The following is a 12,675-nucleotide window of genomic DNA, read 5'->3' on the forward strand; positions in this document are numbered from 1 at the left end:
GAGAAAACGGAAAAACCCGCTTCGGCGGGTTTTTTCATGGGTGGCGAAAGCGTGGGCGCGACGGTGGCACGATGCCGGCCATGAAGCTTTCCCTCGCATCCGATGCAGCCGCCGGCTCCGTGCTCACCGGCCTGCCGCCCATCGTCTCGCCGAAGACCGTCGTGCTCGTCCTCGGCAGCTTCCCCGGGGTGAAGTCGCTCGAGCGGCAGCAGTACTATGCACACCCCCAAAACCAGTTCTGGAAGATCCTGCAAGCCGTGTGGCCCGACATTCCCCTTCCCTCGGGCGCCGACAGCTACGGGCCGCGCTGCCGCTGGCTGCTCGACCGCGGCCTGGGCGTGTGGGACGTGTATGCGTCCTGCGAGCGTGAGGGCAGCCTCGACTCGGCCATCCGCGCGCCGGTGGCGAACGACATCGCCGGCCTGCACCTGCCGAAGCTCGCGGCCATCGCGCACAACGGAGGCGAGAGCTTCAAGCACGCGCGCCACACTCGCACGCTGGGCGTGCCGGTCTACCAGCTGCCTTCCACCAGCCCCGCCAACGCGTCGTGGAGCTTCGAGCGCAAGCTCGCGGCCTGGCGCGAAGTGCTGGCCGCCCACAAACTAGTCGTCTGACGGCATCGATGGCATCGAGCAAAACTCCTATTTCCCTTCCCGAAGTCAATTTCTCCGACTGGGGCGACATCCGCTACCTGCACCTGGGCACCGAGTGGGTCCAGGGCTCCATGAAGCTCGATGCGCCCTTCGAGATCGAGCTCGAGTACGTGCAGCGCATGATGGCCTGGCTGCTGTTCGTCGACGGCAAGACCGTCGCCAGCCGTCACGCGATGCAACTCGGCCTGGGCGCGGCCACGCTCACCAAGTTCAGCCGCAAGATCCTGCGCATGCGCACCACCGCGATCGAGCTCAATCCGCAGGTGGTGTCTGCCTGCCGCGGCTGGTTCAAGCTGCCGCCGGACGATCCGAAGCTGCGCGTGGTGATCGCCGATGCCGCCGCCGAGATCCGCAAGCCCGAATGGCACGGCACGGTCGATGCGCTGCAGGTCGACCTGTACGACCACGAGGCCGCCGCGCCCGTGCTCGACAGCGAAGACTTCTATGCCGACTGCCACGCGCTGCTCACCGAAGACGGCTGCATGGCGGTCAATCTCTTCGGCCGCTCGTCGAGCTACGAGCGCAGCCTCGAGAAGATTTCGTCCGCGTTCGGCGCCGATGCCGTCTGGGCCTTCAAGCCGACGCGCGAAGGCAACACGGTGGTGCTTGCGCAGCGCACGCCGAGCCGCCCGAAGCGCGAGGCGCTTGCCGAGCGCGCCCAAACGATCCAGACTCGCTGGGGCTTGCCCGCGCCGAAGTGGCTGCGGGTCTTCAAGCCACAGAATCCGACACTCACCCGAATGACCAACGGCTCATGAGCGCTGTACCCGCTGCTTCCGCCCCCGCCCCGCTGGCCACGCGCCACGAAGGCCCGCTCGACCTGCGGCGCCTGATCGAATGGCTCGCCGCCGACGGCGTGATTTCCCCGGTCGAGGCCAAGCGCACCATCGCCCGCTGCGCGCAGGCCGAGAGCCGCCAGGCCCCGCTGGTGCGTCTGGCCAACGTCGCCATGACGCGCGAGAGCGACAACAAGCCGCTCGATCTCGAAACCCTCACGCAATGGCTCGCGGGCCGCGCGGGGCTCTCCTATCTGCGCATCGATCCGCTGAAGGTCGATGTGGGCAAGGTGGCCGACACCATGAGCGCGGCCTACGCCGAGCGCCACAAGGTGCTGCCGGTGCAGGTGCTGCCCAACGAGGTGGTGGTGGCCACGGCCGAACCGTTCCTCACCGACTGGATCGCCGAAGTGGAGCGGCAGGCGCGCCGCTCGGTGCGGCGCGTGGTCGCCAACCCGGCGGACATCCAGCGCTACACGGCCGAGTTCTTCGCGCTCGCGAAGTCGGTGCGCGCCGCGCAGAAGGCCGGCGGCAACACCGCCAGCGCGAGCTTCGAGCAGCTGGTCGAGCTGGGCAAGAGCAACAAGCAGCTCGACGCCAACGACCAGAGCGTGGTGCAGGTGGTCGACTGGCTTTGGCAGTACGCCTTCGACCAGCGCGCGAGCGACATCCACCTGGAGCCGCGCCGCGAGCAGGGCGTGATCCGCTTCCGCATCGACGGCATCCTGCATCCGGCCTACCAGATGCCCATGGGCGTGATGAACGCGATGGTCGCGCGCATCAAGCTGCTGGGCCGCATGGACGTGGTCGAGAAGCGCCGTCCGCTGGACGGCCGCATCAAGACCCGCAACATGCGCGGCGACGAAGTCGAAATGCGGCTGTCGACGCTGCCCACCGCCTTCGGCGAGAAGATGGTGATGCGCATCTTCGACCCCGACACCGCTGTGAAGGACCTCGACGCGCTGGGCTTCGCGCAGCACGACGCGCAGCGCTGGGAGCAACTCGTCACTCGTCCCAACGGCATCATCCTGGTGACCGGGCCCACGGGCTCGGGCAAGACCACCACGCTGTACTCCACGCTCAAGCGCGTGGCGACCGAAGAAGTGAACGTGAGCACGGTGGAGGACCCGATCGAAATGATCGAGACCTCCTTCAACCAGACGCAGGTGCAGCCGCAACTCGACTTCGGCTTCACCGAAGGCCTGCGCGCGCTGATGCGGCAGGACCCGGACATCATCATGGTCGGCGAAATCCGCGACCTCGCCACCGCCGAGATGGCGGTGCAGGCCGCACTCACCGGCCACCTGGTGTTCAGCACGCTGCACACCAACGATGCGCCGAGCGCCATCACGCGGCTGATGGAACTGGGCGTGCCCTCGTACCTCATCAACGCCGTGATGCTGGGCGTGCTCGCGCAGCGCCTCGTGCGCACGCTGTGCCCCAACTGCAAGCAGCCCGACGACACCGTCACCCGCGAGAAGCTCGAGGCCATCGTCAAGCCGTGGCAGATCACGGGCTCGGTGCGCGCGTACAAGCCGGTGGGCTGCGTCGACTGCCGCATGACCGGCTACATGGGCCGCATGGGGCTCTATGAACTGCTGAGCGTCAGCGAGCCGTTCAAGAGCCAGGTCACGAAGGAGCCCAACCTCGCAGGGCTGCGCCGCCAGGCCGTGATCGACGGCATGCGGCCGCTGCGGCTGGCCGGCGCGCTGCGCGTGGCCGAGGGCGTGACGACCATCGAAGAAGTGCTGAGCGCCACGCCTCCGCTGGAGTGACCGGCGCTGCGCTCCAGCCAGCCCGGGAGCGATGAATACTCCCGGGTTATCCCTAAGACTTTGGTTAGTGGAATCCACATCGGCCTGACCGGAAGCTGACTCGACAATCCCGCATCGAAATTTGTTCGAGGAGACTGTTCGTGAAGATCAAGAGTCAGAAAGACTTTTTCTCGGGTCTGATGTTCACGGTGGTGGGTGTGGCGTTCGCATGGGGCGCCACCACCTACACCGTGGGCACCGGCGCCCGGATGGGACCGGGTTACTTCCCGTTGATGCTCGGCATCCTGATGGCCCTCATCGGCCTCGGGATCATGTTCAGCGGGCTCACCGTCGAGACCACCGACGGCGAGAAGATCGGCAAGTGGGCCTGGAAACAGGTGGTGTTCATCCTTGGCGCCAACCTCGCGTTCGGCATCCTGCTCGGCGGCCTGCCGAGCATGGGCATTCCGGCCATGGGCATGATCATCGCCATCTACGCGCTGGTGATCATCTCCAGCCTCGCGGGCCACGAGTTCAAGCTGCCCAGCGTGCTGATCCTGGCCTCCGTGCTGGCCGTCGGCAGCTACGTCGCGTTCATCTGGGCGCTCAAGCTCCAGATCCAGGTCTGGCCGACCTTCATCACCGGTTGAGACGAAAGCCGATTCCACCATGGACCTGATCCACAACCTTTCCGTCGGTTTTGGCGTCGCCTTTACCTTCACCAATCTGCTGTACTGCCTGATCGGCTGCATTCTGGGCACGCTGATCGGCGTGCTGCCGGGCATCGGCCCGGTCGCGACCATCGCGATGCTGCTGCCGGCCACGTACGCGCTGCCGCCCGTGTCGGCGCTGATCATGCTGGCCGGCATCTATTACGGCGCCCAGTACGGCGGCTCCACCACCGCGATTCTTGTGAACCTGCCCGGTGAATCCTCATCGGTGGTGACAGTGATCGACGGCTACCAGATGGCGCGCAAGGGCCGCGCAGGCCCGGCGCTCGCCGCTGCCGGCCTGGGCTCGTTCTTCGCCGGTTGCGTGGGCACGCTGATCCTGGCCGCCTTCGCTCCGCCGCTGACCGAGCTGGCCTTCAAGTTCGGCCCCGCCGAATACTTCTCGCTGATGATCCTGGGCCTGATCGGCGCCGTGGTGCTGGCTTCGGGCTCGCTGCTCAAGGCCATCGCGATGATCGTGCTGGGCCTGCTGCTGGGTCTGGTCGGTACCGACGTGAACTCGGGCGTGGCGCGCTACAGCTTCGACATTCCGGAGCTCACCGACGGCATCGGCTTCGTGGCCATCGCCATGGGCGTGTTCGGCTACGGCGAAATCATCGCGAATCTCTCGCGCCCCGACGACGAACGTGAAGTGTTCACCGCCAAGGTCTCGGGCCTGTTCCCGACCAAGGAAGACTTCAAGCGCATGACGCCCGCGGTGCTTCGCGGCACGGCGCTGGGTTCCGCACTGGGCATCCTGCCCGGCGGCGGCGCGCTGCTGGCTGCTTTCGCTGCCTACACGATCGAGAAGAAGACCAAGCTGAAGCCGGGCGAAGTGCCCTTCGGCAAGGGCAACATCCGCGGTGTGGCGGCTCCCGAGTCGGCCAACAACGCCGGTGCGCAGACCTCCTTCATCCCGCTGCTGACGCTGGGCATTCCGCCCAACGCCGTGATGGCGCTGATGGTGGGCGCGATGACCATCCACAACATCCAGCCGGGTCCGCAGGTGATGACCAGCAACCCCGAGCTGTTCTGGGGCCTGATCGCCTCGATGTGGCTGGGCAACGCGATGCTGATCATCCTGAACCTGCCGCTGATCGGCATGTGGATCAAGCTGCTGTCGGTGCCCTACAAGTACCTGTTCCCGGCGATCGTTCTGTTCTGCGCGATCGGCGTGTACTCGACCAACAACAACACCTTCGACATCTGGATGGTGGGCATCTTCGGTCTGGTGGGCTACACCTTCTTCAAGCTGGGTTGCGAGCCTGCGCCGCTGCTGCTGGGCTTCATCCTGGGCCCGATGATGGAAGAGAACCTGCGCCGTTCGCTGCTGCTGTCGCGCGGCGACTGGAGCGTGTTCGTCACGCGTCCGATCTCGGCGAGCCTGCTGGCCGCTGCAGCCCTGCTGCTGATCATCGTGCTGCTGCCGGCTGTGAAGTCGAAGCGCGAAGAGGCTTTCGTCGAGGACTGACCACCGGTCCCGGTTCTGCCTCCTTCCTTGAAAACGGCGCCTTCGGGCGCCGTTTTCCTTTTCTAGCTCTTGCCGGCCCGCGGCGGCTTCATGTGCTGCCGGGCCATCGCCAGGAAGGCCATCGCCGCCGGGCTCAGCGGATGCTTGGCCAGCCGGATGGCGACCACCGGGTACTCCAGCACGGGCCGCGTCACGCCCACGGCGCGCAGGTTGGCCGGCATCAGCACTTCGACATAGCGCGGCGCCAGCGCCACGCCTGCGCCGGCCTGGATGAGGCCGAAGGCCGTCGACAGCATCGACACGTGGTGCACCACCTGCGGATACACGTTGGCCACGCTCGCCAGCTGGCGGCTCACGGCACGCCACACGTTGGCGTCGGGGTTGACGTGGATGAAGGGCAGGCCTTCGAGGTGCCTGGCCTCGACCGAATCGTGCTGCGCCAGCGGATGGTCGTCGCGCACGAAGAGGGCCATGCGCTCGGTGAAGAGCGGCTCGGTCGCCAGTTCGGAATGCTTCTGGCCGATGTCGGAGCCGAAGCCCAGGTCCGCCTCCTGCGAGAGCACGCGCGAGATCATCTGCTCGGCGGTGCTGTCGAGCAGCGTCGCCGCGAGCGTGGGGTGCTTCTGCGAGAAGCGGCCCAGCAGCGGCGGCAGCAGGGCGCCCGCGGTCAGGTGGCCCACCGCCAGCACGATGCGGCCCTCGCGCAGCTGCGACTGCGAGCGGCAGGCGCCGACCGAATCGTCGATCAGCCGCAGCGCGCGCACGGCGGTGTCGACCATCATCTGGCCCGCGTTGGTCGTGCGGATGCGGCGCCCGCGCACCACCAGCGGCTGCGCCAGCTCTTCCTCGAGTCGCTTGATCAGGTGGCTGATGGCGGGCTGGGTGAGCTGCAATGCCTCGGCCGCCAGCGTGAAGCTGCCCGTTTCGGCCACCGCCGCCAGCGCCCGCAGCTGCTGCAGCGAGATTTCTTCGGCGGGGGCTCTGGTCATAAACGGCGTTGATAGTTGAATAAGCCGAATTATCTGGCTTGATGCGCCAGCGGTGCATAGCATGCTTGTCCCGTCCACAGGCACAGAATTCCCGCAAATGAAACGCCTCCAGTTCCTCCAGGCGCTCGCCGTCGCATTCGGCATGGTCGCCTCGTCCGCCAGCCTGGCGCAGGGCTACCCGAACAAGCCGATCCGGCTGATCGTGCCGTTCCCGGCGGCAGGCGCCACCGATCTCTTCGCCCGCACGCTGGGCCAGAAGATGGGCGACAAGCTGGGCACCACGCTGGTGGTCGACAACAAGCCCGGCGCCGGCGGCGCCATCGGCTCCGACCAGGCCGCCAAGGCCGCGCCCGACGGCTACACCATCCTGCTGGCCACCACGAGCACGCACTCCATCGGTCCGGCGATCAGCAAGCTGCCCTACGACACGGTGCGTGACTTCACGCCCATCGCGCACGTGGGCGATGCCGCCAGCATCATGCTGGTGCCGGTCAATTCGCCCGCGAAGACGGTGCGCGAGTGGATCGACTACGCGAAGAAGAACCCCGGCAAGCTCAACTACGCATCGAGCGGCAACGGCACCATCGTGCAGCTCACGGCGGAGCTCTTCAAGGCGCAGGCCGGCGTGTTCGTCACGCACATTCCCTACAAGGGCACGGCGCTGGCCATTCCCGACCTGATCAGCGGCAAGGTCGACGTGCTGTTCGACTCGCTGCCCACCGGCATGCCGCACGTGCGCGACGGCCGCCTGCGTGCGCTGGGCGTCACCTCGCTCAAGCGCAGCCCGCTGGCGCCCGAGCTGCCGGCCATCGCCGACACGCTGCCGGGCTACGAGTCGAACACCTGGTTCGGCTTCTACGGTCCGAAGAACCTGCCGGCGGACATCGTCGCGAAGATCAACAAGGCTGCCAACGAGGCGCTGGCCGATCCCGAGGTGAAGGAAAAGCTCGCGCGGCTGGGCATCGAGCCTGCCACGCCCGGCACGCCGGACCAGTTCGCGAAGATGGTCGCGACCGACGCCGCCAAGTGGAAGAAGATCGTCGTCGACCGCAAGATCACCAACGAATAAGGAAGAGCACGCCGAAATGAACTTCGACTTCAGCAACCCCTATCTCTCCACGCGCATCCCGATCTTCGCGCGCAACGTGGTCTCGACCTCGCACCCGCTGGCCTCGCAGGCCGGGCTGCGCATCCTGCAGCAGGGCGGCAACGCGGTCGATGCGGCCATCGCCACGGCAGCGGTGATGACGCTGGTCGAGCCGGTGAGCAACGGCCTGGGCAGCGATGCCTTCTGCATCCTGTGGGACGGCAAGGAACTGCACGGCCTCAATGCCTCGGGCCCCGCGCCCAAGGCCTGGACGCCCGAATACTTCAAGGCCAAGTACGGTGCCGACGCGGCCAATCCGCCGATGCGCGGCATCGATTCGGTCACGGTGCCGGGCGCGGTGCGCGGCTGGGTGGCGCTGAGCGAGCGCTTCGGCAAGCTGCCGTTCGCCGACCTGCTTGCGCCGGCCATCGACATCGCCGAGCGCGGCTACCTCGTGCCGCCGGTGGTGCAGGGCAAGTGGGCCGCGGCCACGCCGCTGCTGAAGTCGCAGCCGGGCTTCGCCCAGACCTTCCTGCCGTGGGGCCGCGCGCCCGAGGTGGGCGACATGTTCCGCTTCACGGCCGCGGCGCGCGCGCTCAAGGCCATTGCCCGCACCAAGGGCGAGGCCTACTACAACGGCGAGATCGCCGAGGCGCTGGCGAAGTTCTCCGCCGAACAGGGCGGCGCACTCACCGTGGCCGACCTCGCGGCCTACCAGCCCGAGTGGGTCAAGCCCATATCGCGCGACTACCGCGGCCATACGCTGCACGAGATTCCGCCGAACGGCCAGGGCATCGCGGCGCTGATCGCGCTGGGCATCCTCGAGAAGTTCGACATCGCTTCGCTGCCGGTCGATTCGGTGCAATCGCAGCACCTGCAGATCGAAGCCATGAAGCTGGCCTTCGCCGACGTGTACCGCTACGTGTCGGAACGCAAGACGATGGAAGTGACGACCGAGCAGATGCTCGACGACGCCTACCTCGCCTCGCGCGCCCGCCTCATCGACGTGAAGAAGGCGCAGGACTTCAAGGCCGGCAACCCGGTGAAGGGCGGCACCATCTACCTCACGGCCGCCGACGAGAGCGGCATGATGGTCAGCTTCATCCAGAGCAACTACATGGGCTTCGGCTCCGGCTGCGTGGAGCCCGAGTACGGCATCAGCCTGCAGAACCGCGGCCACGGCTTCAGCCTGAAGGCCGAGAGCCCGAACGTGGTGGCGCCGGGCAAGCGGCCGTTCCACACCATCATCCCGGCCTTCCTCACCAAGGACGGCCAGCCGGTGATGAGCTTCGGCGTGATGGGCGGCAACATGCAGCCGCAGGGCCACATGCAGACGCTGGTGCGCATGCTCGACTACAGGCAGAACCCGCAGGCCGCCTGCGACGCGCCGCGCTGGCGCTTCAACGCGGGGCTCGAAATCAACGTCGAGGCCGCGATGAACCCGGCCACGGTGCAGGGCCTGCGCGAGCTGGGCCATCACCTGGAAGTGATCAACGACTCGTACCAGGACTTCGGCGCCGGCCAGTTCATCTGGCGCGCGGGCGAGCCCTCGGTGGAAGGCTACGTGGCCGCCAGCGATCCGCGCCGCGACGGCGCGGCAGCGGGGTACTGAGCAGGCGCCCGGGCAAGGGTTTGCGGTTGCCGCGATGATCGGGGGATGAACAAGACAGCCGCGACGGCCGGCGATTCCCTCCAGCCTGCCCCGCAACCCTCCCGCGATGCCGCCAGGAAAGGCATCGCCACCGGCCTCGTCCTCGCCACGCTGGGCGCCATCGCGTTCAGCGGCAAGGCCATCATCGTCAAGCTGGCGTACCGCTACGGCGTGGACGCGGTGACGCTCATCATGCTGCGCATGCTGTTCGCGCTGCCGCTCTTCGCGCTCATGGCGTGGTGGGCGGGGCGCGGCAAGCCCGCGCTCACCGGGCGCGACTGGATCGGCGTGATCGGCCTGGGCTTCTCGGGCTACTACCTCGCGAGCTTCCTCGACTTCGCTGGGCTGGCCTACATCTCGGCCAGCTTCGAGCGGCTGATCCTCTATCTCAACCCGACTCTGGTGCTGTTCTTCGGCTGGCTGCTCTACCGGCGTCACCCGACGCGACCGCAGGTGCTGGGCATGATCGTGAGCTACGCCGGCGTGCTGCTGGTGTTCGGCCACGAGCTGTGGACCGGTGGCGGCGGCAAGGGCGGCGGGGCTGCGGCGTGGGGCGCGTTCCTGGTGTTCCTGAGCGCGGTGAGCTACGCGGGCTACCTCGTCTACAGCGGCGAGTTCGTCAAGCGGCTGGGGTCGCTGCGGCTCGTGGGGCTGGCCACCACCGTGGCCTGCGTGCTGTGCATATTGCAGTTCGTGCTGACGCGGCCGATGAGCGTGGCCATGGATGTCGCGCCCGAGGTGATCTGGCTGTCGGTGCTCAACGCCACGCTGTGCACGGCGGTGCCCGTGCTCATGGTGATGATGGCCATCGAGCGCATCGGCCCTGCCATGGCGGCGCAGACCGGCATGATCGGGCCGCTGTCGACCATCCTCATGGGGGTGGTCATACTTGGCGAGCCGTTCACGCCGTGGATCGCGGCGGGCACCGTGCTCGTGATCGCGGGCATTTTCGTTTTCACGCGCAAGGGGCGCTGAGCCCCTTGCCGATTGTTTGACTGGAGCAGGAACATGGATCTGGGTATTGCAGGCAAGACCGCGCTGGTGTGCGGCGCGAGCAAGGGGCTGGGCTACGGCTGCGCCGAGGCGCTGGTGCGCGAGGGCGTCAACGTGGTGATCGTGGCGCGCGGCGCAGAGGCGCTGGAAGCCGCCGCGAAGAAGCTGACGGAGGCGGCCGGTGCATCGGGTCCGTTCGTGAAGCACGTGGCCGCCGACATCACCACCGAGGCCGGCCGCGCCGCGGTGTTCGCGCTGGGCCATGACTTCGACATCGTCGTCACCAACGCAGGCGGCCCGCCGCCCGGCGACTTCCGCAACTGGGACCGCGAGGCGTGGATCAAGGCGGTCGACGCCAACATGCTCACCCCCATCGAGCTCATCAAGGCCACGGTGGACGGCATGGCCAAGCGCGGCTACGGCCGCATCGTGAACATCACCTCGAGCTCGGTGAAGTCGCCCATCGACATCCTGGGCCTGTCGAACGGCGCGCGCAGCGGCCTCACCGGCTTCGTGGCCGGCGTTGCACGCACGGCAGTCGCGGCGCAGGGCGTGACCATCAACAACCTGCTGCCGGGCTCCTTCGACACCGACCGCCTCAAGGGCACGATGGCCGGTGCCGCGCAGAAGTCGGGCCAGGACTTCGACACCGTGTGGGAAGCCCGCAAGAAAAACATTCCGGCCAAGCGCTTCGGCACGCCGGCCGAGTTCGGCGCCATCTGCGCCTTCCTGTGCAGCATGCAGGCCGGCTACATGACCGGCCAGAACATCCTGGCCGACGGCGGCGCCTACCCGGGCACCTACTGAGCGCGGTTCACGAGAGCGACGGGAGGCGCATCGTGAGCAGGGAGTCATTCGAAAAGATAACGCTGGTCTCGGTCACGGGGCTGCCCGATGCGCGCGGCGCGGCGCTGGCCCTGCAGCACAGCCAGGCGCAGATGCCCGGCGCGCGAGCCCTGCTGTGCAGCCCGCAGGCGCCCGGCGAACTGGCACCCGGCCTCGAACATCTGCCGATCGCACCGCTGAACTACCACGAGTACAGCTGGTTCATGATGTTCGCGCTCTGGCGCGTGGTGCAGACCGAGTTCGCGCTGGTCGTCCAGGAAGACGGCTGGGTCGTCAACGCGGCCAACTGGAGCGACGAATTCCTGGGCTGCGACTACATCGGCGCACCCATCCATCTCGCGAAGATCGACGCCCCGCAGGGCACGTACTGGCGCAACAGCTTCGATTGGGCCGACGAACTGGGCAAGCCCGGCCACGTCGTCACGCCGATCCAGAACGGCGGCTTCAGCCTGCGCAGCAGGCGCTTCATGCGCGCGCTGGTCGACCATCCGCACATTCGCGTGGAGATTCCGCCGCCCGATGCAGTGGGCGGCGATCCTCTGCGGATGCACTGGGACCACAACGCGCTGCTCGAAGACGTGCAGCTCAGCGGCGTGCTGCGCCCCGCGCTGGAGGCCGTCGGCATGCGCTTCGCGCCGCTGGAGCTGGCGCGCAGCTTCGCCATCGAGCATGCGGGGCCGCAGCTGCATCATGGCTACGACGCGATGCTGCTGTTCGGCCATCACGCGAAGGTGCGGCGGCTGGAGAGCCTGTCGCCGCTCACGCTGCGCTCGCTGATTCCGCTGTCGCAGCTCGATGCCTGGTATGGCGAGCGCGACATCCTGCAGATGTTCGAGCGCAACGGCTACCGGATCGAGTTCGCGCCGGAGCCGGAAGCAAGGAGTGCCTTGCCGACGCGCAAGGTCTACGACTGCATCACCTACAACGGCGAGGCCGACATTCTCGCGACGCGCCTGCACGAGCTGTCCGACGTGGTCGATTGCTTCGTCGTCGTCGAGGCCGACCGCACCTTCAGCGGCGAGCCGAAGGCGCTCCGTTTCGATGCCGCCGACCCGCGTATCGCGCCGTTCCTGCCGCGCATCCGCTACGTCGCCGTGCACGACATGCCGGTGGTCGAGGAGGCGGCCGATGCCGCAGCGGTGGTGGGCGACTGGCACTCCGACACGCCGAAGTCCGGCTTCTGGATACGAGAGAAATTCCAGCGCAACCAGGTCATGCGCGGGCTGCACGATGCGGCGCCGCACGACCTCGTGATGATCTCAGACGCCGACGAGATCCCGCGCGCAGAGGTGGTCCGCGCGATGCGCGACGACCATCGCCACGAGGTCTGCGGCCTCTGCCTGGCCTTCTATTACTTCTACGCGAACTACCGCAATGTCGAGGGGCCCGAGGCGTCCTCGGTGTGGACGGTGGCCGCCACGCGGGCCCGGCTCGACGACCTCACGCCCGACCAGCTGCGCATGCGCGTGCGCAGCGGCGCGCAGCCCGCGCTGATCCTGGCCGATGCCGGCTGGCACTTCTCGTACCTCGCGATGGACGAGGGCGCGGTGCGCGCCAAGATCCGTGGCTTCGCGCACCAGGAATACAACTCGCAGGCCTTCCTCGACGCCATCGACATCCCCGCGCTGCTGGCTTCGGGGCGCGACCTGTACAGCCGCCCGGGCTACGTCTGGCGGCTGGTGGACAAGGCCGAGGCGCCGCGCTGGATGCGCGAGAGGCCCGAGCTGGCCAGGCTCTTCGCCTGA

11 protein-coding genes are annotated in these 12,675 nt (G+C 67.6%); 10 read left to right on the forward strand and 1 reads right to left on the reverse strand.

Annotation, left to right across the window (positions count from 1 at the left end):
* The first annotated feature begins 80 nt into the window (after positions 1-80).
* The 5 genes from SFB74_RS07700 to SFB74_RS07720 all read left to right on the forward strand — a co-directional run bounded on the left by SFB74_RS07700 (position 81) and on the right by SFB74_RS07720 (position 5,364).
* A complete protein-coding gene (locus tag SFB74_RS07700; protein WP_432730185.1) occupies positions 81-614 on the forward strand; it encodes a DNA-deoxyinosine glycosylase in 534 nt (177 codons plus the stop codon).
* Positions 615-622: 8 nt separating this feature from the next.
* The gene (locus tag SFB74_RS07705; RefSeq protein WP_432730186.1) at positions 623-1,411 is read left to right on the forward strand and encodes a spermidine synthase; all 789 of its coding nucleotides are present in this window, start codon (positions 623-625) and stop codon (positions 1,409-1,411) included.
* Positions 1,408-3,204: a GspE/PulE family protein gene (locus SFB74_RS07710; RefSeq protein ID WP_432730187.1), complete on the forward strand. Its 1,797-nt coding sequence runs from the start codon at positions 1,408-1,410 to the stop codon at positions 3,202-3,204. The genes SFB74_RS07705 and SFB74_RS07710 overlap by 4 nt, the downstream gene beginning before the upstream one ends.
* A gap of 140 nt (positions 3,205-3,344) precedes the next feature.
* Positions 3,345-3,833: a tripartite tricarboxylate transporter TctB family protein gene (locus SFB74_RS07715; RefSeq protein WP_432730188.1), complete on the forward strand. Its 489-nt coding sequence runs from the start codon at positions 3,345-3,347 to the stop codon at positions 3,831-3,833.
* 19 nt (positions 3,834-3,852) lie between these two features.
* Positions 3,853-5,364, forward strand: a complete 1,512-nt coding sequence (locus SFB74_RS07720; protein WP_432730189.1) for a tripartite tricarboxylate transporter permease — start codon at positions 3,853-3,855, stop codon at positions 5,362-5,364.
* Positions 5,365-5,426: 62 nt separating this feature from the next.
* Here the strand turns inward: SFB74_RS07720 and SFB74_RS07725 are convergent, their stop codons facing one another.
* Entirely contained in the window at positions 5,427-6,353 is a 927-nt protein-coding gene (locus tag SFB74_RS07725; protein WP_432730190.1) for a LysR family transcriptional regulator, read from the reverse strand.
* Positions 6,354-6,450: 97 nt separating this feature from the next.
* On the opposite strand from SFB74_RS07725, the gene SFB74_RS07730 reads away from it, so the two are divergent.
* From SFB74_RS07730 to SFB74_RS07750, 5 genes are read left to right on the forward strand one after another with little or no spacing between them, the layout of a single operon-like run.
* Complete coding sequence (locus SFB74_RS07730) at positions 6,451-7,422, forward strand: Bug family tripartite tricarboxylate transporter substrate binding protein (protein ID WP_432730191.1); 972 nt, start codon at positions 6,451-6,453, stop codon at positions 7,420-7,422.
* A gap of 16 nt (positions 7,423-7,438) precedes the next feature.
* On the forward strand, positions 7,439-9,052 hold the full coding sequence (locus SFB74_RS07735) for a gamma-glutamyltransferase family protein (RefSeq protein WP_432730192.1): 1,614 nt from the start codon (positions 7,439-7,441) through the stop codon (positions 9,050-9,052).
* Between the two features lie 45 nt (positions 9,053-9,097).
* Positions 9,098-10,066, forward strand: coding sequence for a DMT family transporter (locus tag SFB74_RS07740; protein ID WP_240652120.1), 969 nt, complete (start codon positions 9,098-9,100; stop codon positions 10,064-10,066).
* A gap of 33 nt (positions 10,067-10,099) precedes the next feature.
* Positions 10,100-10,891: an SDR family oxidoreductase gene (locus SFB74_RS07745; RefSeq protein WP_126470232.1), complete on the forward strand. Its 792-nt coding sequence runs from the start codon at positions 10,100-10,102 to the stop codon at positions 10,889-10,891.
* 32 nt (positions 10,892-10,923) lie between these two features.
* Positions 10,924-12,675, forward strand: coding sequence for a DUF5672 family protein (locus SFB74_RS07750; RefSeq protein ID WP_432730194.1), 1,752 nt, complete (start codon positions 10,924-10,926; stop codon positions 12,673-12,675).

The organism is Variovorax xiamenensis, assembly GCF_050916385.1.
Taxonomy (GTDB): Bacteria; Pseudomonadota; Gammaproteobacteria; order Burkholderiales; family Burkholderiaceae_C; genus Variovorax.

Excerpts from the sequence above, each read along its gene's own strand:
- SFB74_RS07700 (WP_432730185.1), top strand. The coding sequence starts at position 81 with ATGAAGCTTTCCCTCGCATCCGATGCAGCCGCCGGCTCCGTGCTCACC.
- SFB74_RS07705 (WP_432730186.1), top strand. The coding sequence starts at position 623 with ATGGCATCGAGCAAAACTCCTATTTCCCTTCCCGAAGTCAATTTCTCC.
- SFB74_RS07710 (WP_432730187.1), top strand. The coding sequence starts at position 1,408 with ATGAGCGCTGTACCCGCTGCTTCCGCCCCCGCCCCGCTGGCCACGCGC.
- SFB74_RS07720 (WP_432730189.1), top strand. The coding sequence starts at position 3,853 with ATGGACCTGATCCACAACCTTTCCGTCGGTTTTGGCGTCGCCTTTACC.
- SFB74_RS07725 (WP_432730190.1), bottom strand. The coding sequence starts at position 6,353 with ATGACCAGAGCCCCCGCCGAAGAAATCTCGCTGCAGCAGCTGCGGGCG.
- SFB74_RS07730 (WP_432730191.1), top strand. The coding sequence starts at position 6,451 with ATGAAACGCCTCCAGTTCCTCCAGGCGCTCGCCGTCGCATTCGGCATG.
- SFB74_RS07735 (WP_432730192.1), top strand. The coding sequence starts at position 7,439 with ATGAACTTCGACTTCAGCAACCCCTATCTCTCCACGCGCATCCCGATC.
- SFB74_RS07740 (WP_240652120.1), top strand. The coding sequence starts at position 9,098 with ATGAACAAGACAGCCGCGACGGCCGGCGATTCCCTCCAGCCTGCCCCG.
- SFB74_RS07745 (WP_126470232.1), top strand. The coding sequence starts at position 10,100 with ATGGATCTGGGTATTGCAGGCAAGACCGCGCTGGTGTGCGGCGCGAGC.